This window comes from Morococcus cerebrosus, assembly GCF_022749515.1.
Taxonomy (GTDB): Bacteria; Pseudomonadota; Gammaproteobacteria; order Burkholderiales; family Neisseriaceae; genus Neisseria; species Neisseria cerebrosa.
In genome coordinates this window covers 2,261,951-2,282,717 of sequence record NZ_CP094242.1, presented here as the reverse complement: position 1 = coordinate 2,282,717, position 20,767 = coordinate 2,261,951, and the positions used below count along the sequence as shown (strand labels likewise).

Annotated in this window: 19 protein-coding genes and 1 pseudogene; 14 read left to right on the top strand and 6 right to left on the bottom strand. The window is 53.0% G+C overall.

Annotation, left to right across the window (positions count from 1 at the left end):
- Positions 1-255 precede the first annotated feature (255 nt).
- A protein-coding gene (locus tag MON37_RS10765) for an IS5 family transposase (RefSeq protein WP_242883669.1) occupies positions 256-1,048 on the top strand; the annotation gives its coding sequence in 2 pieces (ribosomal slippage) (positions 256-519 and positions 521-1,048; 792 coding nt in all).
- 187 nt (positions 1,049-1,235) lie between these two features.
- Here MON37_RS10765 and MON37_RS10760 read toward each other — a convergent pair.
- Entirely contained in the window at positions 1,236-1,964 is a 729-nt protein-coding gene (locus MON37_RS10760; protein ID WP_039407778.1) for a LytR/AlgR family response regulator transcription factor, read from the bottom strand.
- Positions 1,965-2,149: 185 nt separating this feature from the next.
- Entirely contained in the window at positions 2,150-3,055 is a 906-nt protein-coding gene (gene gluQRS / locus MON37_RS10755; protein ID WP_039407780.1) for a tRNA glutamyl-Q(34) synthetase GluQRS, read from the bottom strand.
- 191 nt (positions 3,056-3,246) lie between these two features.
- On the opposite strand from gluQRS, the gene tsaB reads away from it, so the two are divergent.
- Genes tsaB through MON37_RS10740 form a run of 3 tightly spaced genes read left to right on the top strand, consistent with a single transcriptional unit; the run spans position 3,247 to position 5,197 of the window.
- Positions 3,247-3,924: a tRNA (adenosine(37)-N6)-threonylcarbamoyltransferase complex dimerization subunit type 1 TsaB gene (gene tsaB / locus MON37_RS10750; protein WP_039407782.1), complete on the top strand. Its 678-nt coding sequence runs from the start codon at positions 3,247-3,249 to the stop codon at positions 3,922-3,924.
- Positions 3,921-4,364 (top strand): ribosomal protein S18-alanine N-acetyltransferase, encoded by a 444-nt coding sequence (rimI, locus tag MON37_RS10745; protein WP_039407784.1) that lies wholly within the window; start codon positions 3,921-3,923, stop codon positions 4,362-4,364. Before tsaB ends, rimI begins: the two co-directional genes overlap by 4 nt.
- The gene (locus tag MON37_RS10740; RefSeq protein ID WP_039407785.1) at positions 4,358-5,197 is read left to right on the top strand and encodes a uracil-DNA glycosylase family protein; all 840 of its coding nucleotides are present in this window, start codon (positions 4,358-4,360) and stop codon (positions 5,195-5,197) included. Before rimI ends, MON37_RS10740 begins: the two co-directional genes overlap by 7 nt.
- 366 nt (positions 5,198-5,563) lie before the next feature.
- Here the strand turns inward: MON37_RS10740 and MON37_RS10735 are convergent.
- The 4 genes and pseudogenes from MON37_RS10735 to MON37_RS10720 all read right to left on the bottom strand — a co-directional run bounded on the left by MON37_RS10735 (position 5,564) and on the right by MON37_RS10720 (position 9,260).
- Positions 5,564-6,424: pseudogene (locus MON37_RS10735) on the bottom strand (IS630 family transposase).
- A gap of 488 nt (positions 6,425-6,912) precedes the next feature.
- A complete protein-coding gene (argJ, locus tag MON37_RS10730; RefSeq protein ID WP_039410386.1) occupies positions 6,913-8,133 on the bottom strand; it encodes a bifunctional glutamate N-acetyltransferase/amino-acid acetyltransferase ArgJ in 1,221 nt (406 codons plus the stop codon).
- 81 nt (positions 8,134-8,214) lie between these two features.
- Complete coding sequence (locus tag MON37_RS10725; protein ID WP_039410431.1) at positions 8,215-8,916, bottom strand: LrgB family protein; 702 nt, start codon at positions 8,914-8,916, stop codon at positions 8,215-8,217.
- On the bottom strand, positions 8,916-9,260 hold the full coding sequence (locus MON37_RS10720) for a CidA/LrgA family protein (RefSeq protein ID WP_003765612.1): 345 nt from the start codon (positions 9,258-9,260) through the stop codon (positions 8,916-8,918). The genes MON37_RS10725 and MON37_RS10720 overlap by 1 nt, the downstream gene beginning before the upstream one ends.
- Before the next feature lie 220 nt (positions 9,261-9,480).
- On the opposite strand from MON37_RS10720, the gene MON37_RS10715 reads away from it, so the two are divergent.
- The 10 genes from MON37_RS10715 to murC all read left to right on the top strand — a co-directional run bounded on the left by MON37_RS10715 (position 9,481) and on the right by murC (position 20,726).
- Positions 9,481-9,960, top strand: a complete 480-nt coding sequence (locus tag MON37_RS10715; protein WP_039410391.1) for a group II truncated hemoglobin — start codon at positions 9,481-9,483, stop codon at positions 9,958-9,960.
- Positions 9,961-10,222: 262 nt separating this feature from the next.
- Positions 10,223-10,822 (top strand): hypothetical protein, encoded by a 600-nt coding sequence (locus MON37_RS10710; protein ID WP_039410393.1) that lies wholly within the window; start codon positions 10,223-10,225, stop codon positions 10,820-10,822.
- 22 nt (positions 10,823-10,844) lie between these two features.
- Entirely contained in the window at positions 10,845-11,927 is a 1,083-nt protein-coding gene (locus MON37_RS10705) for a hypothetical protein (RefSeq protein ID WP_039410396.1), read from the top strand.
- Between the two features lie 25 nt (positions 11,928-11,952).
- A complete protein-coding gene (locus MON37_RS10700) occupies positions 11,953-12,477 on the top strand; it encodes a hypothetical protein (protein WP_039410398.1) in 525 nt (174 codons plus the stop codon).
- A 34-nt stretch (positions 12,478-12,511) separates the two neighbouring features.
- On the top strand, positions 12,512-13,849 hold the full coding sequence (gene murD, locus MON37_RS10695) for a UDP-N-acetylmuramoyl-L-alanine--D-glutamate ligase (RefSeq protein ID WP_039410401.1): 1,338 nt from the start codon (positions 12,512-12,514) through the stop codon (positions 13,847-13,849).
- A gap of 249 nt (positions 13,850-14,098) precedes the next feature.
- Positions 14,099-15,595 (top strand): amidase, encoded by a 1,497-nt coding sequence (locus tag MON37_RS10690; protein WP_039410404.1) that lies wholly within the window; start codon positions 14,099-14,101, stop codon positions 15,593-15,595.
- A gap of 276 nt (positions 15,596-15,871) precedes the next feature.
- Positions 15,872-17,029 carry a putative lipid II flippase FtsW gene (ftsW, locus tag MON37_RS10685; RefSeq protein ID WP_003742829.1) on the top strand — a complete coding sequence of 386 codons (1,158 nt, stop codon included), beginning with the start codon at positions 15,872-15,874 and terminating at the stop codon, positions 17,027-17,029.
- 3 nt (positions 17,030-17,032) lie between these two features.
- The gene (gene murG, locus MON37_RS10680) at positions 17,033-18,100 is read left to right on the top strand and encodes an undecaprenyldiphospho-muramoylpentapeptide beta-N-acetylglucosaminyltransferase (RefSeq protein WP_039410407.1); all 1,068 of its coding nucleotides are present in this window, start codon (positions 17,033-17,035) and stop codon (positions 18,098-18,100) included.
- Between the two features lie 134 nt (positions 18,101-18,234).
- Entirely contained in the window at positions 18,235-19,062 is an 828-nt protein-coding gene (locus MON37_RS10675) for a class I SAM-dependent methyltransferase (protein WP_209323775.1), read from the top strand.
- Between the two features lie 254 nt (positions 19,063-19,316).
- The gene (murC, locus tag MON37_RS10670; protein ID WP_039410413.1) at positions 19,317-20,726 is read left to right on the top strand and encodes a UDP-N-acetylmuramate--L-alanine ligase; all 1,410 of its coding nucleotides are present in this window, start codon (positions 19,317-19,319) and stop codon (positions 20,724-20,726) included.
- Positions 20,727-20,767: the final 41 nt, after the last annotated feature.

Here is a 20,767-nt window from a genome sequence, read left to right as displayed (position 1 = left end):
ATCCATACGGCACGGCACTGCCAGTCCTGATTTAAATTCAACCCGCCGACTTTCCAAACCAGACAAAAGGTCGTCTGAAAACGGCTTCAGGTTGAACACAACCTGCGGCGTTTGTTTTCAGACGACCTTGTTTGCCGAAGAGGCGAACTTTTCCTATTCCCTGACTAGCGTGGGATTCGATGACGGGCGGCGATTATTTGTCGCCAAGTCCTAAGAACGTGTTCATTGTCTCAGCCTCTGCTGTAAACTATCGGCATGAACAGAAAAACCTACCCAAGCGATATCAGTCGCGAGCAATTTGCGCCTCTCCTTCCCCTGCTGGAAAGTGCCCGTAAACGCACAGCGCCACGCCAGGTGGACTTGTACGATGTCTTTTGTGCCATTCTCTACCTGCAACGCACTGGCTGCTCCTGGCGCGCTTTGCCGGGCGACTTCCCCAAATGGCGCACCGTGCATTCCTACTTCCAGAGATGGACCGAACCACGCGAGAGTGGCATCAGCATCCTTGAGGAAGCATTAAAAAAATCAGGTAGTTGCGGAGCACCGCAAGCAGGGGCGCCATGAAGCAACTACTTTCCTGATTATTGATGCGCAGAGTGTGAAGAACACGGATACCGCCATGGAAAAAGGCTACGATGCGGGCAAGAAGGTTAGCGGTATCAAGCGACATATAGCGGTTGACACGCAAGGTTTGCCGCATGCCCTTGCGGTAACGACGGCGGATGTTACGGATAGAAAAGGCTGCCTGGTGGCATTGGAACGTGGGCGGGATAATCTTGGTGCGATACAAAAAATCCTTGCTGACGGTGGTTACACGGGTAAGGCATTTGCTTCGTCGGTACAGGAGTTGATTGGTGCGGAGGTAGAGATTGCCAAACGAAACGAATTTCACCGTTTTGCAGTATTGCCGAAGCGATGGGTAGTAGAGCGCAGCTTTTCCTGGTTGGAAAAGAACAGGCGGCTTTGGAAAAACTGCGAGCGTAAGTTGAGTACCAGTCTGCAAATGGTAGCTTTGGCTTTCTTGGGAGTCCTGCTACGAAGACTATGAACACGCTCTAAAGGATGATCTGATAATGCCGTCATTCCTGCGCAGTCGGCAAAGGTGGCTGACAAATGTCCTGTTTTCATTTTGGCTTGCGATTTTTTTTACTTTAATGCACCTGATGAACAGCAGGTTGAACCCGAAAAACAAAACCCTGCGTATGAAAGGCAGGGTTCGGGCTTTATCGGCAAATCTACACCTTGCTTTTGAGGATTTTGCGGATGGCGGAAAGCTGGCGGCGGCTGACGGGCAGGGGTTTGGGGATGTCCAATATCTGCGCGCCCCAGGCGGAATCGCTGTCATCGTCGTCGTCCAACCGTATCAGGTAGTCTAATGTGTGGCGGAAGGCAAGGGCGTTGCGGTGGAGGCGGATGATTTTTTCGCCCAACAATTCTTCCCAATAGACTAGGGTTTTGGGCAGTTCGTAGCTTTGTCTGTCGCCGGTAACCAGAAAGACGGTTTTGTGTTCCGCCATCAGATAACGCGCCTGCTGCCACGGGATTTCGATCATGCGGTCGCGGCTGAAGACTTGGAAATGGGTAAAGTCGTCGGCTTTTTCGCGGTATTTTTCGCTGACCCGGTCCAATGCCGCCTGTAGGCGGGTTGAGCGGATGGGTTTGAGCAGATAGTCGGCTGCCGCCAGTTCGAAGGCGCGCAAGGCATGTTCTTCGTAGGCGGTGGTGAAGATGATTTCAGGTTGGCGTTTGGCGACGCGTTTGATGCGTTCGACCAGCTCGAGTCCGGTAATTTCGGGCAGCCCGATGTCGGCAAATACGATATCGACTTCGTGCATACTCAACCAGTCCAAAGCGGGTTGTGCGTGGTGGAATACGTTGAGAATCACGACGTTGCACTCTTCCAGCAAGATGCGCAGGCGTTCTGCGGCGAGCACTTCGTCTTCAACAATAATGACACTTAACATAATGATTTACTTTTGTTATTTTTAAGTTTTTGACAGTCGGGTGAAAAGTCGGCACGGATAGCCGTCTTCCCGTTATGTATTTGGTTACGGCGATTATAGTAAATATGAAGTATTAATGTGCGGGTTATGTAAAAAATAATTACATTCGAATAATATCTCGAGTAATTTGTTGCAATCTCGCCAATCTACTCCGTAACTATATCACGTATCGGTATTTTATGCGGCTGCCAGTGTTCTATCGCCCAAGATAAAAGTGCCTGCGGGCGGGAAACTTCGGGTGCGGGCGGAAGGTTGAGGTATTGCAGGACTTGGCGGAGTAATTGTTCTTTATGGTTTTCGTCCAAGGCGGGGGCAAGCGTCTGCTTTGACCATTTCTGCCCGTGTTTGTTGACTAAAAGCGGGAGGTGGGCGTAATGCGGGGTAGCGAAGCCGAGGCAGCGTTGCAGGTAGATTTGGCGCGGGGTGGAAACGAGCAGGTCTTGCCCGCGTACGATGTGTGTGATGCCTTGGTCGGCATCGTCGGCGACGACGGCAAGCTGGTACGCCCAAAATCCGTCGGCACGCAAGAGGACGAAGTCGCCGATGTCGCGGGCGAGGTTTTGGGCGTAATGCCCGACGATACCGTCGTCAAAACCGATGGTTTCGTCGTTGACGCGGATGCGCCATGCGGGCGGTTTGTCGGTGTGCGGGCGGTCTTCGGGTCGGAGGCAGCGTCCGTTGTAAACGAATCCGTCGGCACCTTGGGCGGCTGCCGCCTGCCAGTCTTTGCGGCTGCAATAGCAGGGATAGAGCAGGCCTTTTTCTTTCAGACGACCCAAGGCGTCCCTGTACAGCGAATGGCGGCGGCTCTGCCAAACGACTTCGCCGTCCCATTCGAAACCGAAGGCTTCGAGCGTGTGCAGGATATGCGCGGCGGCACCGGGCATTTCGCGTGGCGGGTCGAGATCTTCCATGCGGACCAGCCATTTGCCCCGGTTTGCGCGTGCATCGGCGTAGGATGCAAGCGCGGTCAGCAGCGAGCCGATGTGGAGCAGGCCGGTGGGGCTGGGGGCGAAGCGTCCGATGTAGTCTGTTGGTAGGGTTGCCGTCATGGTTTTGGGATTGGAGCGGGTTGATGGAAATCGGTTTGGGCGGGACTTTTCGTGTCCGTTTTAACTGCGTTGCGGCAGGGTTTTCAGACGACCTTTGGGGAAAGGTCGTCTGAAAACGGGCAAACTATATCAAGCAACTGCTTCTGCGGGCAATGTTATAATGCCGTTTCAACACATTACGGACAGATTCCATGCTCATTGATACTTCACGTCCCATCCTTGCCGTCGATACCGGTACGTCTTTTCTTTCACTCGCTTTGCGTGCGGACGGAGAGGTGCGCCTGTATCATGAAAACGTCGGTACGCGCCAGTCAGAACTCATCCTGCCGCAGATTCGCGTGTTGTTCGAACAGGCGGGCATAGGAGCGTCGGATTTGGGCGGCATCGTTTATGCGCAAGGGCCGGGCGCGTTCACCGGATTGCGTATCGGGGCGGGTGTCGTGCAGGGTTTGGCAACCCCTTTCGACACGCCCGTTATCGGCGTGCCGAGTCTGGACGCGGCGGCTTATCTGGTTCCCGACTGCCCTTGCGTATTGGCGGCGACCGATGCGCGTATGGGCGAAGTGTTTTATGCGTGGTTTGATACGCAATCCCATACGCGTTTGGGCGATTATCATGTCGGCAAGGCTTCGGAAATCGTTTTGCCGCAAGGGCAAACCTTCGGAGCGGGTGTGGGCAACGCCTTTGCTTTGGCTGACAAGCCGCCTTTCGACGGCATACCGTCCATGCCGACTGCTGCCTATTTTCTCGAGCTGGCACTGAGCGGGCGTTATCCGGCGGCAGACGCCGCGCATGCCGAATTGTTATACGTCCGCGACAAGATCGCCCTGACGGCGAAAGAGCAGGCGGAAAGGAAGGCGAAACCATGAACATCCGCCGTGCAAGCTCTGATGACTGTGCCGCACTGACCGCAATCGATGCGGCGGGCAATCCCTCGCCTTGGTCGGAACGGCAGTTTCTCGAAGCGGTGGCAAATCCTGCAGATACCGTTTGCGTCTGCGAATGTGGAGGCGAAATCTGCGGTTTTGCCGTCTGGCGTGAAATCTGCGGAGAGTCCGAGTTGCACCTGATTGCCACTATTCCCGAGTACCGCCGACAAGGCATCGCTTCAAAACTTTTGGCATATTGGTTTCAGACGACCTCAAGCCAAGGCGTATCTCGCCTGTTGTTGGAAGTCCGCGCAGGCAATGCCGCCGCCATCGGCCTCTACCGCAAATACGGTTTTATCGAAACAGGCCGGCGGAAAAATTATTACCCCCTGCCCGAGGGCGGATATGAAGACGCAATTTTGATGGAAAAACCATGTTAAGCAGCCGTTACCTCCATTTGCACGAAGCCTTGGGACTGGGGCCGATGTGGCTCAAGCGCGGGGCAAAAACCGTTCCCGCTGCTTTGGCCGCTCCCAAAGCCGGTATGCCCAAACCCGCGGCAGCGCCGGTTCAGACGACCATCCCCCGTCAGGAACGCACCCTGTCGGCAGGGGCGCATCAGGCGCGTCTGTCGGCAATGGCAGCTGTACACGGCGGAAACCGACAGGACGTACCCGAGCGCGAAATGCTATCCCTGCAAACCGCGGCTGTCGAAGCGGCCCGTCAGCCCGAGGCGAAACCCAAACAGGAAACGCCTGCGGACAAACAAGCCCGCAGCATCCGAAACACGGCAGATTTGCCTGCCGCCACGCACCTTTCAGACGACCTCCCGCGCCTGTTCGCCACAGTCAAAACCGCGCGCCTGATGGTGGTCAGCATCTGCCCGTCGACCGAAGATACGCTGCATGGCGAATTGTTCCACGGCGAAACCGGCATCCTGCTGGACAATATGCTCGCCGCCATCCGCCTCAGCCCGCAGCAGGCGCACAAAACCAGTTGGGTGAAAGCCGCCCCCGTGTTCAGCCCGCATCCTTCGGAAGCGCAAATCCACGCCGAATTGCCTGCACTGAAGCATGAATTGGAATCGTCCCAAGCCCGTGCGGTATTGTTTTTAGGGCAGGTTTTCGAACAGAAAGAAATGATGGCGGTCATGGAAGAATTGTGCGGCGGCATACCGTATTTCACTATCCCGCACCCCGCCCGCCTGCTGCGCCAACCGCGCCTGAAGGCATATGCCTGGCAGGTGTTGAAGAAAGCGGCGGCTGTGTTGTAGGGTTGATTGGAACAAAGGTCGTCTGAAACTTGCAAATAGAGTTTCAGACGACCTTTTTGCATTTTTTCAGCGAAGGCGTTTGCGGACAACACACGCGCCGAGATGATGGTAAAGATTACAATTCCGTCATTCCCGCGCAGGCGGGAATCCACTGGAAACCCTATGCAACGGGTGTTTGCAAAACAGCCGGCCGTAGCGTGGGCTTTGCCCACGAACAGGGTTTGACGACACGCCGGTGTAAAAATAACCGCTTTATTTGCATCACAAAGGTCGTCTGAAAACCTTGTTTTTACGGGCGGTAGTGAAACATAGAGCCTGCTCTAAAGGGTGTTTTTTCGCTATCTTCATCCGCGGGCAAAGCCCACGCTACGTTGTATAGTCAATTAAAATCAAAATAGGACAGTAGCGCATCGTCAAATCGGGCGTAATCAGACAATACGGTTCGCAGATACCGCTTAATATTCGCCCAAACCTTCTCAATCGGGTTGAGCTCAGGTGAATAAGGTGCAAGAGGCAATACCTTATGTCCCCATTTTTCCGCCATTTCCCGTAAGACACCCATACGGTGAAATCGTGCATTATCTAAAATAATCACCGATTTTTGAGTCAATGCAGGCAGTAGGCATTGCTGAAACCACGCTTCAAAAAAGACTCCGGTCATCGTATTTTGATAAACCATCGGAGCAATCAGCCGGTTGCCGACTTATGCGGACACCAGAGATAAGCGTCGGTATCTTTTTCCACTTATCTGCGCTTTCACTATTTGCCCTTTCGGGCTGCGGGCATAGGGACGGAACAGGTAGCGGTCAAATCCTGTTTCATCCAAATAAACGCGTTGGTAGTCGGAAAATTCGGCCAGCTGTGTCAAATAATGCGTTACTTTGGCCGGATCTTGTTCTTTGTAAGTGGTGGTCTTTTTTTGCGCGTCATTCCCATCTGTTTGAGTGCATAGCAAACGGCGGCGGCCGTACAATCAAAATGTTTGGCGATTTCATGCAGATAGGCATCCGGGTGTTGCCCAACATATTGAGCCAGTTTTTGCCTATCCAATTTGACGGCATTTAGACCGGTAACTTGATGTTTTAGGCTGCCTGTTTGTTTTTTAAGGTGAATCCACAGGTAAAGCGTGTTTCTTGACAAGTTAAATGTTGCTGCGGTTTGGCTGATGTTTTTGCATTGTTCGTAAAAGTTTAAAGCTTTGTTTCTCAAGTCCGCAGAGTATGCCATGGTTAGACCTTCAAAGTTGAGTATTGTACTATTTTATTTTTAATTGACTATAAGTCTGAGATCAAATGTTTGCAAAACGGTTGCCGAGATTCAAAAATGGATTTCCGCCTGCGCGGGAATGACGGCATGGGGAGTAAGCCGTAGCCTGAATCTCTACTAACCGCGTGCATGGCTACGCCACTCACCCTACCTGCGGACGGCACAAACTTTAAAACCGAGGTGTAGGGTGTATGCAGTATGCGCGCACGCGTTTTTTGCCGTTCTCAAACCATTGTTTCAAACTTTCAGACGACCTCAGACGTCGTCTGAAAACCCAAAACTTATAGTGGATTAACTTTAAACCAGTACGGCGTTGCCTCGCCTTAGCTCAAAGAGAACGATTCTCTAAGGTGCTGAAGCACCAAGTGAATCGGTTCCGTACTATCTGTACTGTCTGCGGCTTCGTCGCCTTGTCCTGATTTAAATTTAATCCACTATACAATCTGTCCTTACGAGCGGTAGTCTGCGTTGATGGAGACGTAGTCGTGCGACAGGTCGCAGGTATAGACGGTGGCGGCGGCTTGTCCGCGGTGGAGTTTGATGCGGACGGTGATTTCGTCTTTCGCCATCACTGCCTGTCCTTGTTCTTCGGTGTAGCTTGCGGCGCGGCCGCCGTTTTCGGCAACCAATACGTCGTCCAGATACATTTCGAGGATGTCGGCGTCCAAATCGGCGATGCCGGCGTAGCCGATGGCGGCGAGCAGTCTGCCGAGGTTGGGGTCGGAGGCGAAGAAGGCGGTTTTAACAAGGGGCGAGTGGGCGACGGCGTAGGCGACTTGGCGGGCTTCGTCGCGGGTTTTGGCGTTTTCGACGCGGACGGTGATGAATTTGGTCGCGCCTTCGCCGTCGCGGACGATGGCTTGGGCGAGTTCGAGGGCGAGGCTGCCGAGCAGGTCTTTGAGCTGTTTGTAGCGCGGGTCGGCGATGTTGTCGATTTCGCTTTGGCTGTTTTTGCCGGTGGCGATGATGACGAAGCTGTCGTTGGTGCTGGTGTCGCCGTCAACGGTGATGGTGTTGAAGGTTTCGTCGGCGATTTCTTGGGTCATCAGTTGGAGGACGGGTTGGGAAACTTTGGCATCGGTGGCGATGAAGGAGAGCATGGTCGCCATGTTGGGATGGATCATGCCGGAGCCTTTGGCGATGCCGGTGGCGCGGACGGTGTGTTTTTCGCCGACGCTGCCTTCGCGCGAGGCGGATTTGGGCACGGTGTCGGTGGTCATGATGGCGCGTGCGGCATCCGCCCAGTCGGCGGGCTGCATTTTTGGCAGGGCGGCGACGATTTTGCCGACGGGCAGGGGCTCGAGGATGACACCTGTGGAGAACGGGAGGACTTGGGAGGGTTTGCAGCCGGTTTGTTCGGCGGTGGCGGCGCAGGTTTCGATGGCGTCGATTCTGCCTTGCGCGCCTGTGCCGGCGTTGGCGTTGCCAGTGTTGATGATGATGGCGCGCACGCCGTCTTCGTCGAAGAGGTGTGATTTGGCGATGTGGACGGGGGCGGCGCAGAAGCGGTTGGTGGTAAACACGGCACCGACGGTGTTGCCGCCGGAAAGTACCATCAGGGTGAGGTCGGCGCGGTCGGTTTGTTTGATGCCTGCGCGGGCGGTGAAGAGTTGGATGCCGTCGATGTTCAGCAGTTGGTCTGCGGTTTTTTCTGTGAGGTTGACTGCCATTTTGCTGCTCCTTTGTTTGGGGTTGTTGTTGATTTGGTTTTCAGACGACCTTTTGGTTCATCGGGGTCGTCTGAAAAGTGTTCAGAATCCTAATACGGGGATGATAATCGGGGCGATGGCGGCGGTCAGTACGCCGTTGAGGGTCAGTCCCAGCCCTGCGTATGCCGCCATGCGCCGGCTGCGCTCGAGTGAGGCGGCGATGCCCATGGCGTGTGAGGCGGTGCCGAGCGACATGCCGACTGACGAGGGCATGCCGACGGTGTTTTTAAGCACGGTATAACCGGCTATCTGCCCGACCAGTCCGGCAACGATGACGGTGGCGGCGGTGATGGCGGGGATGCCGCCTATGGTGCGGGTGATTTCGATGGCAATGGGGTTGGTCACGGATTTGGCGGCGAGCGAGAGGACGACTTCGCGTTCCGCGCCCAGCCATTTGGCGAAATACATGCCTGTGATGATGCCGGTCACGCTGCCGGCGAGCTGCGAGACGATGACGGGCAGCCACTGGCTGAAGATTTTTTGACGGTTTTGATAGAGTGGGACGGCAAGTGCGACGACGGCGGGCTTGAGCCAGAAGTCGATAAACTGCGCGGCATCGTGGTACACGGAATAATCGATGTCGAGGATTTTGAGGTAGGCAATCAGGGTAACGGTGCTGATTAAGACGGGGTTGAGCAGCAGATAGCCCGTCCGCGCGCGGAGGATGAGTGCCAGTGCGTAAACCGCCAGCGTCAGGAAAAGCAGGACGCTGGGCTGCTGCCACAGGGAAAGGATGCCGTCCATCAGATTTTCTCCCGTATCCATTGGTGCACCTTACCCGTAACCAACAGGACGCACACAGTGCTGGCGGCGGCGGAGACGAGTATCGACAGCCAACTGTCGGCAATCAAATCCAAATAACTGATGACGGCGACGCAAGGCGGCACGAGGAAAAGCGTCAGGTTTGCCATCAGTGCGTCGGTAAGCTGCTGCAACCACTCGGCTTTCACCCACCCCGCCTGAAGCAGGGCAAACAGAATGCCCATGCCGATGATGCTGCCGGGCAATTTGATGCCCGTAAGGTAGGCGGCGGTTTCGCCGAGCGCAAGGCAGCCGAGCAGGACGAGCAAGGCGCGGATGGTGTGCATGGGTCGGGTTTCCTCTATGGTTTGCCGCTTTGTAGACGGGCGGTTTATGAATCTTTGTTAATAATTGAATCATAACGCCCTTGGGGTCGTCTGAAAACCCGTCCGCCGGTTTGATTTTACCCAAGCCGCGTTTTCAGACGACCTCTCTTTATCCTGTATGACACAATCGGCGCAGTATATTAAAATCCTCGTTTCAGACGACCTTTAAAGAAAGAATTACATGTATCACGCATTCGGCGGCGCGGCAGGCGTACGCAACCTGACCGACCGCTTTTACGACTTGATGGAACTCGAGCCGCCATACCGCGCCCTGCGCCAGATGCACGGCGAAGACATGACGCTGATTCGCGAAAAACTCTACGAATTTTTCAGCGGCTGGCTCGGCGGCCCGCCCTTGTTCGAGCAGAAATACGGCCATCCCATGCTGCGCGCGCGGCACATGCCCTTTGCCGTGAATATGCAGGTGCGCGACGAATGGGTCGCCTGCTTCGCCCAAGCCATGAACGAATTGGAAATCGGCAAAGACCTTGCCGAGCCCGTCCTTATCCGCATTTTTGCGATGGCGGACTGGATGCGCAACCAAAACGAAGAAGGCGTAGACCCGCCCATGCCGCCGATGGCAGTCGATCCCGCAATCCGAATTCCCGAGCTGAAAAACGTCTTGAAGCAATATGGTGTGGACGGGTATTTTGAAGCTTGAGGTCGTCTGGAAAGTATCTGCGATGTAGTCTGAATATTTGCATTCAATTAAATAAATATCTAATATTTCAGACTTTCTATTCTTTCAATACCTACTTTGTATAAAGGTGAAATTATTCTTTATTAATATCGTTATTAATACTGTGAAAATGAAAGTGAAATCATTGTTGTCTAAGAATTTTTAGTAGGTAAAATGGTAAATTTTTAAAGCTACAGTTATTTATATTTTTAAGATTTTGGAAAAGATATGAGAAAGGATAGTTATGTTGAGATTCCTACTTGGAATTAGTTTTTGTATAACATTATCAGCCTGCCAAACAGAAACTTTGGTAAAAGATGTGAATATTTCGAAAAAACAGGAGCTACATAATATGAATATGAATACTTATTTTGCTGAAAATGCAAAAAAATTAAATGAGGTAATACAGATTCCTAGTGAAGGCATTAAATCCATTGATGTATATGCCCTTTATGGATTTGTTGAGTCATTTTCGCCAATTTCTACTGCTGAACAAATTAAACAAAGAGTAGGGGAAAGTTTGGGTCATAAAGACTTATTTGGTACGAAATCTGTTCATTATCGTTTAGAGCCAAAAGACTTTTCTCGTTTTTTCTCTAATTTTAATAGAATTAAAAGTACATTAAATCCTAATGATAAAGTTAATTCAGTGTATTTGATATTGATTGAAGTTAAGTATAACACCCATTCTGTTCAAATACTTACTCGAGAGGCAGCAGAGGGAGAAGCTTTTTTATTCAGTAAAATTATTAAAAATAATGAGAGTTTTTTGATTTTATTGGATTCAAAAGAATTAAAAGAGTTATTTGATACGATCGATCCAAATCAAAATATCCTGAAATGATTAATTTAGGTTGGAGCTATTTATGACAAGCAGTGTGGATTTTAATAAAAAAGGTTTTGTTGCCAGTGTGCAAAATAAGGAAACTTTTGGGAGAGTTTTAATAGCAAATAGCGCTTACAGTAATGAATTGAAAGAGTTTGATAAAATAAAAGTCAATGCTTTAATGCCTGCGGATTCGGATGATGTTAAAAAATTAGACTTGGCTTTGCAATATTTGCAGCAAAATACAAAAGCTGATTCCCTGCTTCAAAAGGCTTCTGCTATGGGTATTCATATCGTAATCCTTAAAGAGGGAGATAACTCTTTTCATCCACTAAGACCCAATAATACTGATGGGATTATCTTTTGGAACCCTAATCAATCGGCAGAGATTTTTTCTGAAATTAATGGGAAAAAAGTTTCATTGGGTATCCAATCTGCTGCTAATGTTCTGTTTCATGAGTTGGTTCATGCGACTGATCCTAATTTGGCAAAATCTGATATTGAAATAGACAGTTATAGCAAGCTTTTTGCATTAAATGACTTGAAATATAAATTTTATAATGCTCCCGAACATTTGGCTGTAACAATGTCCAACGAAATGGTCAGTAAGTTTCATAATGAACCAATAAGACCTGATTACATTACCACACCAGGTGATGTTTCTGTACCCAATCCTATCAATTCTCAAACCAATCATTACGACAAAGCTGGCAACCTTATAGGTAAAACTGTCAAAACTTACGATGAAAAAACTGAAACTATCAAGACGGTAAATACTGATTATTTGCGTCAAGATGAGCGTGGTTTGCCAGTGGAAAGTGAGACGGTCACTGATATAAATGGAGAGCCTGTCAAACAAATTCAAGATAAGTCCTCTTTCAACTATAATTTGCCTGACTGGAACAATTTGAACAGCAGTGATTTATACGCTGCAGTTTTGTCTGCGGACAGCAGTCAGTTGGATGCGTTGGGTAAAAGTCTGGCGCAGTCGGAAGAAGGTCAGCGTATCCTGAGGCAGGGAGAAAACCTGTTGACTGAATATACTGAATATAAAGAGCAGCAGGAATTGGAGCGGCAACAGGAGTTGGCACATTCAAGCCGTGCAATGGTCAGAACGCTTTGAAATCCGTATATTCGGGAAGGTTTAAATGGACGATAAGAAATTTGATGAGGCTATAAAGGTGTTGATAATGTTGCGGGCGGACGTTATTGAACACGGGCGAAAAATCGATGACCGAATCAACGAGCAACAGCGTGCTTTGTCGGAGGAGTCAGAACGGTTCAGACGACAGGTCGGCAATATAGTTGACAATGCAGGGAAAACCATCCGCCAAGAAACCGTACAGTCGCTGGATTCGGCAAGCGAGGGGTATAGAAGGGCGGTTGATGAATTAAATCGTGAAGTGGGGAAATTCAATAAAATCATCAAAAGCTGGTATATCGGCATTGGTGTAGTATTAGCTATTGCTGCCATTATATTGTTTGTGGTGGTGCGATATACGGTTGTTGATTTGGCTGATAGGCGTGAGGAATTGGAGAGTTATGAACATGCCATTGAAACTGCCAAAGCATTTGCTGAGTCGGATGCCTACATATGTGAAGGGCGCATTTGTATCAATGCGGGTAAAAATGTCGGTAACGGCTATCGTCAGGCAAAACCGAGAAAGAAATAAAACGTCGTCTGAAAAAACTTAGGACAAAACCAAAATGACTTTCCAAAACAAAAAAATCCTCGTCGCCGGACTCGGCGGCACGGGTATTTCCATGATTGCCTATCTGCGCAAAAACGGCGCGGAGGTGGCCGCTTATGATGCGGAGCTGAAACCGGAGCGCGTGTCGCAAATCGGTAAGATGTTTGACGGGCTGGTGTTTTACACGGGTCGTCTGAAAGATGCGCTGGACAACGGTTTCGATATTTTGGCGCTCAGTCCCGGCATCAGCGAGCGGCAGCCGGATATCGAGGCGTTCAAGCAAAACGGCGGATGCGTGTTGGGCGACATCGAATTGCTGGCGGACATTGTGAACCGCCGCGGCGACAAGGTGATTGCGATTACCGGCAGCAACGGTAAAACCACGGTAACGAGCCTAGTCGGCTATCTCTGCATCAAGTGCGGGCTGGATACCGTTATCGCGGGCAATATCGGCACGCCGGTTTTGGAGGCGGAATTGCAGCGTGAAGGCAAGAAGGCAGATGTGTGGGTGTTGGAGCTTTCCAGCTTCCAACTGGAAAACACCGAAAGCCTGCGCCCGACTGCGGCGACGGTGCTGAACATTTCCGAAGACCATCTCGACCGCTACGACGATTTGCTCGACTATGCGCATACCAAAGCCAAGATTTTCCGTGGCGATGGCGTGCAGGTTTTGAATTCAGACGACGTGTTCTGCCGCGCCATGAAACGGGCCGGGCGCGAGGTGAAATGGTTTTCGTTGGAACACGAGGCCGATTTTTGGTTGGAACGCGAGACGGGTCGTCTGAAACAAGGCAATGAAGATTTGATTGCCACTCAAGACATCCCGCTGCAAGGCCTGCACAACGCCGCCAACGTCATGGCTGCTGTCGCCTTATGCGAAGCCGTCGGTTTGCCGCGCGAAGCATTGCTCGAACACGTCAAAACCTTCCAAGGCCTGCCGCACCGCGTGGAAAAAATCGGCGAGAAAAACGGCGTGGTGTTTATCGACGACAGCAAAGGCACGAACGTCGGCGCGACCGCCGCCGCAATTGCCGGTTTGCAAAATCCGCTCTTCGTGATTTTGGGCGGCATGGGCAAAGGGCAGGACTTCACGCCCCTGCGCGACGCGCTTGCCGGCAAGGCAAAAGGCGTGTTCCTGATCGGCGTCGATGCGCCGCAAATCCGCCGCGATTTGGACGGCTGCGGTCTGAATATGACCGACTGCGCCACTTTGGAAGAAGCGGTTCAGACGGCATACGCCCAAGCCGAAGCGGGCGATATCATACTGCTCAGCCCCGCCTGCGCGAGCTTCGACATGTTCAAAGGCTATGCGCACCGTTCGGAAGTATTTATCGAAGCGTTTAAGGCTTTGTGAGGTCGTCTGAAACATGAAAAGAGGGTTGTTTTTGCCGTAAGCCTTGTGCGCCATCGCCTCAAAGGTCGTCTGAAAACGTCAAGGCGGTTTCAGACGACCTTTTTGCAGCAGCGGCAAACTTGTTCTTTGCCTTTATCCGGTGTGACTGTTTCTTAAAATTTGCCTATGCGGGCAAACGGCGAGGCGGCGGGCGCGGGCAGCCATGCCTGACCGAAAAAACGTGTGTTCATCAATCCGAAAGGAAAACCCATGAATTTTCAAGACTACATCCGTTACGATGCCGTCGGTTTGGCAGAGTTGATCCGCAAAAAAGAAGTCTCCGCCGATGAAGTGTTGCAGGCTGCTTTAAACCGCTTGGACGAAGTCAACCCCAAGCTCAATCTGTTGGCGCACGATTTGCGCGAATGTGCGGCGGCGTGGCAGGGGTCGTCTGAAAATGCCGATACGCCGCTGGCGGGCGTGCCGTTTTTGCTCAAAGACCTGCTGGCGGATTGGGAAGGCGCGCCGACATGGTCGGGTTCGCGCATGATGCAGCATTACATTGCCAAGCAAAACAGCGATTTGACTCAAGCCTATCTCGATGCGGGGCTGCGCGTATTCGGCAAAACCACCACGCCCGAATGGGGCGCGTATGCCGTTACCGAAACCGAAATTTACGGCATCACGCGCAATCCGTGGCATTTGGATTACACCGCAGGCGGCAGCAGCGGAGGTGCGGCGGCGGCAGTGGCTTCGGGCGTCGTCCCCGCAGCGCACGGCAGCGACGGCGGCGGCTCTATCCGCTTACCCGCGCACAACTGCGGCGTGTTCGGGCTGAAACCCACGCGCGGCCGCAGCAGTTACGCGCCGAACGCATCGGAAGCGTGGCAAGGCTTGGTATGCGATCATGTGTTGACCCGCAGCGTACGCGACAGCGCGGTTTTGCTGGACATCGCCGCCCAAACCCAAGAGCGCGCCCTGTATGCCTGCCCGCCGCCGCCCGAAAACGGTTTTGCAGACAGCCTGAAACAAGAAACAGGTCGTCTGAAAATCGCTTTTTGGAAACAGACATGGTTTGGCGGCGGCAACGACGAAGGCACGGAAGGCGCGTTCGCCCATAGTTTGAAACTGATGCAAGACGCGGGACACGAATTGGAAGAAGCCACGCCCGATTTTGCACCGCCCGAACAGCTCAAACGCGCCGCCCGCGTCATCGTTATGGGCGAAACGGCAAAACTGTTCTACCAATATCAATACGAAACCGGACAAAAACTGCCGCACCGCCTGCTTGAGCCGACAACGTGGGCAATGATTGTGCAGGGGCGGCAAATCAGCGCGGGTGAAATGGCTTGGGCGCGCGACGTGATGCTGGCGCAGGAACGTGCCGCCAAAGCATTTTTTACGCGCTACGATGTGCTGATGACGCCCGTCTGCCCGCGCACCACGCCGAAAATCGGCGAGATGATGCCGCCACCCGCCGCACAAAAAGCCATGCGCCTGCTGTGCGGCACGCTGCGCTTGGGTTTCCTGTTGAAAAACAACCCGTTTTTGGAAAAAGAAGCCGTTGCCGCGCTGCAATATGTCGGCTATACGTCGCCGCTGAACATGAGCGGCAACCCCGCCATGAGTGTGCCGCTTTACCGGCATCACGGGCTGCCTGTCGGCACCCAGTTCGCCGCCGCACACGGGCGCGAAGACACGCTGCTCCGCCTCGCCGCGCAGTTGGAACAGATACAGCCGTGGGCGGAAATACCGCAGTTGGCTTAGGGTTTGCATTGGATAAGAAGCGGTCTGTTTGCCCGAAGAAAAGATTGAGATAAGGTCGTCTGAAAACATCAAAACGTTTCAGACGACCTTTTTTGCGTGTGTGATGGGTAGGGGAGGGCGCAAAGAACGCCGGAATCCGACTGTCTTTAAAGAATCTGAATTGTTGCTTTGCCAAGAAACCTTTAGAATGACGTTTTTCTGATTTTCGATATTTTCAGACGACCCGTATATCCAAAAGGTCGTCTGAAACGTTTGTTCCGTAACGGATGTTTGTTCATGATTAGTCTTTCCAAGATTCTCGACCGCCCGATTTCCCGCAGCGGTCAGAAATTCGATACATCGCTTTTGTGGATGACGGTGTTGATGACCGTGTTCAGCCTGGTGATGATTTATTCCGCTTCGATTGCGTACGCGGCGGCGGAGGGCGGTACGCAGTTTTCTTTTGTCGGCAAGCAGGCTTTGTTTGTCGCGGTCGGCGTTTCTGTGTGCATCGGCCTGTCTTTTATCAGTATGAACACTTGGAAAAAGCTTATGCCCTGGTATTTCGGCTTCTCGGGGCTTTTGCTGCTGCTGGTTTTGTTTTTGGGGCGGGAGATTAACGGGGCAACCCGCTGGATTCACGCGGGACCGGTCAATATCCAGCCGACGGAGTTGTTCAAGCTTGCCGTCGTTTTGTATTTGTCCAGCCTGTTCACGCGCAAGGCGGAAGTGTTGCAGAGCGTGAAGAAGATTATGTTCCCGGGCGGGCTGATTGCCGCGGGTTTGGTGTTGATTATGTTCCAGCCTGACTTCGGTTCGTTCGTCGTCATTGTCGGCGTTACGATGGCTATGGTGTTTTTGGCGGGTTTCCCTGCCAAGTATTTCATCATGATGGGGATGATTCTGGCTTCATTCATGACGGCGGCGATTATGCTCGCGCCTTACCGCATGGCGCGCGTGTCGGCGTTTTTGAATCCGTGGGCGGACCCTTTGGGCAAAGGCTACCAGTTGACGCATTCGTTGATGGCGATTGCGCGCGGCGAATGGTTCGGTCAGGGTTTGGGCGCGAGTTTGGAAAAACGCTTCTACCTGCCCGAGGCGCATACCGACTTTATCTTTGCCGTCATCGGCGAGGAATTCGGTTTTTTGGGTATGTGTATTTTGGTTGCGTGCTATGTTTGGCTGGTCGTCCGCGCCTTTTCCATCGGACGGCAGGCGCGCGATTTGGATTTGACGTTCGGCGCGTATGTCGCCAACGGCATCGGTGTTTGGATAGGTATTCAAAGTTTCTTCAATATCGGCGTCAACATCGGTATTTTGCCGACCAAGGGGCTGCCGTTGCCGTTGATGTCTTACGGCGGTTCGGCGGTTGTGGTCATGCTGGTGTGCATTACTTTGTTGTTGCGCGTCGATTATGAAAACCGCAAAAAAATGCGCGGTTACCAAGTGGAGTAAATCATGGGCGGTAAAACTTTCATGTTGATGGCGGGCGGTACCGGCGGCCATATTTTCCCTGCGCTGGCGGTGGCGGACTCATTGCGCGCGCGCGGCCATCATGTGATTTGGCTGGGCAGCGAAGGCTCGATGGAAGAACGCATCGTGCCGCAATACGACATCCTGCTCGAAACGCTGGCGATTAAAGGCGTGCGCGGCAACGGTATCAAACGCAAGCTGATGCTGCCGTTTACTTTGTATAAAACCGTCCGCGAAGCGCAGCGGATTATCCGGAAACACCGCGTCGAGTGTGTCATCGGTTTCGGCGGCTTCGTTACCTTCCCCGGCGGCTTGGCGGCGAAGCTCTTGGGCGTGCCGATTGTGATTCACGAACAAAACGCCGTGGCTGGTTTGTCCAACCGCCAACTGTCGCGCTGGGCGAAGCGGGTGTTGTACGCTTTTCCGAAAGCGTTCAGCCACGAAGGCGGTTTGGTCGGCAACCCCGTCCGCGCCGATATTGCCAACCTGCCCGCGCCTGCCGAACGTTTTGCAGAGCGCGAAGGCCATCTGAAAATCTTGGTGGTCGGCGGCAGTTTGGGGGCGGACGTATTGAACAAAACCGTTCCGCAGGCATTGGCTTTGCTGCCTGACGATACGCGCCCGCAGATGTATCACCAATCGGGTCGGGGCAAGCTGGGCAGCTTGCAGGCGGATTACGACGCGCTGGGCGTGAAAGCCGAATGCGTGGAATTTATTACCGACATGGTGTCCGCTTACCGCGATGCCGACTTGGTGATTTGCCGTGCCGGCGCGCTGACAATTGCCGAGTTGACGGCAGCGGGGCTGGGCGCGCTGCTGGTGCCGTATCCTTACGCCGTCGATGACCACCAAACTGCCAACGCGCGTTTTATGGTGCAGGCGGAGGCAGGGCTGCTGTTGCCGCAAACCCAGTTGACAGCGGAAAAGCTCGCCGAAATCCTCGGCGGCTTAAACCGCGAAAAATGCCTCAAATGGGCGGAAAACGCCCGCACATTGGCACTGCCGCACAGCGCGGACGATGTGGCAGAAGCCGCCATTGCGTGTACGGCATGATGACATGATGTGATGAATGAAACAGAGGTCGTCTGAAAACCAAGAAACAGGTTTCAGACGACCTTTTTGCAACTTGGCAGCCGTATTGTGCGGGAGTATGATGTAAATAGGAATCTCTCTCAATGGAGGCTGCCATGTCCGAAAAAATCTCTCCCGAAACCGTTTCCGTCTTGTCCAGTACCATGCTGATTCCCCTGTGGGCGAAGGCGGTGGAGCAGAGTAGGGCGCAGCCGCTTTTGCGCGATGACGAAGCCGTGCGGATGTTGGACAAGATTGACTACGACTTCGGCAAGTTTGCCAAAGCCAAAGCATCGCAGGTCGGCTGTTGCGGGCGGGCGAAGCTGTTGGACGATATGACCCGGCACTTTATCGCCGAACATCCCGATGCCGTCGTCGTGCAAATCGGCGCGGGGCTGGATGCGCGTTACGAACGCTTGGGCAAGCCGCGCATTACCGCTTGGTATGATTTGGATTTGCCGGAAGTGATTGAAGTGCGGCGTATGCTGCTGCCCGAGTCGAACAATCATTATCTGGGCGCGTCCATGTTCGACGAAGCGTGGATGAACACCGTTGCCGCGCACGGCAAACCCGTGTTGCTCGTGATCGAAGGCGTGTTGATGTATTTTGAAGAAGCGCAGGTGCAGGACTTTTTCAAACAGGTTGCCCGCCGTCTGCCGAACGTCCAACTTGCCTTCGACACCATTCCCAAAGTCTACATCGGACAAAGCAAACGCCACGACGCGCTCGGCAAAATGGACAAGCCGCCCGAGTTCCGCTGGGCGATAAGCGGAACGGACGACATCCGACGCCTGATATCGGGTGTGGAAATCATTGAAGAAGCGGGCTTGAGCAGCGTCTGCAAACCGCGTTATCCGTGGCTCTTGCGCCTTGTATATGCGACCGCGTGGGGACGGTGCAAATTGGATATGCGCTTGATGAGGATACAAGTGCCGTCAAGTTGATAAACGAGAGGTCGTCTGAAAACGGTTTTCAGACGACCTTATATTATGTTTTTGCTGGTATTTTGGTAGCTGAAGTCGAGTTTAAAAATGGGTAATTCGCCGCTGAACGAAACCTCTTTTTCACCCGTATTGCCACCAATGTGAAATCCTGTATGCCGAAACATCTTTAATTTACAAGAAAACTATGGCGCAGAAGCGGATAGCCCTTTAAAATAACGCCTTTACGCATCGAAAATCCACCGGAACGCAACATCATGATGAAAAATCGAGTTACCAACATCCATTTTGTCGGTATCGGCGGCGTCGGCATGAGCGGTATCGCCGAAGTCTTACACAATTTGGGCTTTAAAGTTTCCGGTTCGGATCAGGCACGAAATGCGGTTACCGAGCATTTGAGCAGCTTGGGTATTCAAGTTTATCCCGGCCATACCGCCGAACACGTCAACGGCGCGGATGTCGTCGTTACCTCTACCGCCGTCAAAAAAGACAATCCCGAAGTCGTCGCTGCGCTGGAGCAGCAAATCCCCGTCATTCCGCGCGCCCTGATGCTGGCGGAACTAATGCGCTTCCGTGACGGCATCGCCATTGCCGGTACGCACGGCAAAACCACGACCACCAGTCTGACCGCCTCTATCCTCGGCGCGGCAGGTCTAGACCCCACTTTCGTTATCGGCGGCAAACTCAATGCCGCAGGTACCAACGCCCGCTTGGGCAAAGGCGAATACATCGTCGCCGAAGCCGACGAGTCCGATGCGTCCTTCCTACATTTGACCCCGATTATGTCCGTCGTCACCAATATCGACGAAGACCACATGGATACTTACGGACACAGCGTCGAAAAACTGCATCAGGCGTTTGTCGATTTTATCCACCGTATGCCGTTCTACGGCAAAGCGTTTTTGTGTATCGACAGCGAACACGTCCGCGCGATTTTGCCCAAAGTGAGCAAACCCTACGCGACTTACGGCTTGGACGATGCCGCCGATATTTACGCGACCGACATCGAAAGCGTCGGCGCGCAAATGAAGTTTACCGTTCATGTCCAAATGAAAGGACATGAGCAGGCGCCGTTTGAAGTCGTGTTGAACATGCCCGGCAGACACAACGTCCTTAATGCCTTGGCAGCCATCGGTGTGGCGCTGGAAGTCGGCGCATCCGTCGAAGCGATTCAGCGCGGCTTGCTCGGTTTTGAAGGTGTCGGTCGCCGCTTCCAAAAATACGGCGACATCAAGCTGCCCAACGGCGGAACCGCGCTGTTGGTGGACGACTACGGACACCATCCTGTCGAAATGGCGGCGACCCTCTCCGCCGCACGCGGCGCGTATCCGGAAAAACGTTTGGTGCTCGCCTTCCAGCCGCACCGATATACCCGCACGCGCGATTTGTTCGAAGACTTCACCAAAGTCCTCAATACTGTTGACGCGCTGGTGTTGACCGAAGTTTATGCCGCCGGCGAAGAGCCGATTGCCGCCGCCGACTCCCGCGCCCTTGCCCGCGCTATCCGCGTATTGGGCAAACTCGAGCCGATTTACTGCGAAAACGTCGCCGACTTGCCTGAAATGCTGTTGAACGTTTTACAGGACGGCGACATCGTGTTGAATATGGGCGCAGGCAGCATCAACCGCGTTCCTGCCGCGATGCTGGAGTTGTCGAAAAAAGCCTGAGGCGGAAATTTTATCGTGATGCCGCGATAGCTGCCCGATGA

Coding starts and splice junctions, on each gene's coding strand:
- MON37_RS10705 (WP_039410396.1), top strand. CDS start 10,845: ATGACAAGCAGTGTGGATTTTAATAAAAAAGGTTTTGTTGCCAGTGTG.
- MON37_RS10700 (WP_039410398.1), top strand. CDS start 11,953: ATGGACGATAAGAAATTTGATGAGGCTATAAAGGTGTTGATAATGTTG.
- MON37_RS10710 (WP_039410393.1), top strand. CDS start 10,223: ATGTTGAGATTCCTACTTGGAATTAGTTTTTGTATAACATTATCAGCC.
- gluQRS (WP_039407780.1), bottom strand. CDS start 3,055: ATGACGGCAACCCTACCAACAGACTACATCGGACGCTTCGCCCCCAGC.
- argJ (WP_039410386.1), bottom strand. CDS start 8,133: ATGGCAGTCAACCTCACAGAAAAAACCGCAGACCAACTGCTGAACATC.
- tsaB (WP_039407782.1), top strand. CDS start 3,247: ATGCTCATTGATACTTCACGTCCCATCCTTGCCGTCGATACCGGTACG.
- rimI (WP_039407784.1), top strand. CDS start 3,921: ATGAACATCCGCCGTGCAAGCTCTGATGACTGTGCCGCACTGACCGCA.
- MON37_RS10715 (WP_039410391.1), top strand. CDS start 9,481: ATGTATCACGCATTCGGCGGCGCGGCAGGCGTACGCAACCTGACCGAC.
- murG (WP_039410407.1), top strand. CDS start 17,033: ATGGGCGGTAAAACTTTCATGTTGATGGCGGGCGGTACCGGCGGCCAT.
- murC (WP_039410413.1), top strand. CDS start 19,317: ATGATGAAAAATCGAGTTACCAACATCCATTTTGTCGGTATCGGCGGC.
- MON37_RS10725 (WP_039410431.1), bottom strand. CDS start 8,916: ATGGACGGCATCCTTTCCCTGTGGCAGCAGCCCAGCGTCCTGCTTTTC.
- MON37_RS10675 (WP_209323775.1), top strand. CDS start 18,235: ATGTCCGAAAAAATCTCTCCCGAAACCGTTTCCGTCTTGTCCAGTACC.
- MON37_RS10760 (WP_039407778.1), bottom strand. CDS start 1,964: ATGTTAAGTGTCATTATTGTTGAAGACGAAGTGCTCGCCGCAGAACGC.
- MON37_RS10720 (WP_003765612.1), bottom strand. CDS start 9,260: ATGCACACCATCCGCGCCTTGCTCGTCCTGCTCGGCTGCCTTGCGCTC.
- MON37_RS10690 (WP_039410404.1), top strand. CDS start 14,099: ATGAATTTTCAAGACTACATCCGTTACGATGCCGTCGGTTTGGCAGAG.
- MON37_RS10740 (WP_039407785.1), top strand. CDS start 4,358: ATGTTAAGCAGCCGTTACCTCCATTTGCACGAAGCCTTGGGACTGGGG.
- murD (WP_039410401.1), top strand. CDS start 12,512: ATGACTTTCCAAAACAAAAAAATCCTCGTCGCCGGACTCGGCGGCACG.
- ftsW (WP_003742829.1), top strand. CDS start 15,872: ATGATTAGTCTTTCCAAGATTCTCGACCGCCCGATTTCCCGCAGCGGT.